Source organism: Methylobacterium sp. C33D, from assembly GCF_053345825.1.
Window position 1 is genome coordinate 1 of the sequence record NZ_JBKFAV010000169.1, and the last position, 324, is coordinate 324.

At 39.8% G+C, this 324-nt stretch carries 1 protein-coding gene; it reads left to right on the forward strand.

What is annotated here, in order from left to right:
- Window positions 1-324: PrpF domain-containing protein (locus ACLBXO_RS31900; RefSeq protein WP_447687937.1), on the forward strand; the 324-nt coding region annotated here is incomplete at both ends.

The following is a 324-nucleotide window of genomic DNA, read 5'->3' on the forward strand; positions in this document are numbered from 1 at the left end:
ATATGTTCCCTACAGGAAATGTTGTTGATGAATTGGTGGTACCTGAGATCGGTACTTTCCAAGCAACTTTCATTAATGCAGGTATTCCTACTATTTTCTTAAATGCAGAAGCGATTGGTTATCAAGGCACTGAATTACAAGATCATATTAATGGTGATGCCGCAGCACTAGCTCGTTTTGAAAAAATCCGTGCGTATGGTGCTGTTCAAATGGGTTTGATTAAAGACATCTCTGAAGCTGCTGCGCGTCAGCATACTCCGAAGATTGCTTTTGTATCTCAACCAAAAACCTATACATCATCAAGTGGTAAAACAGTTGAAGCTG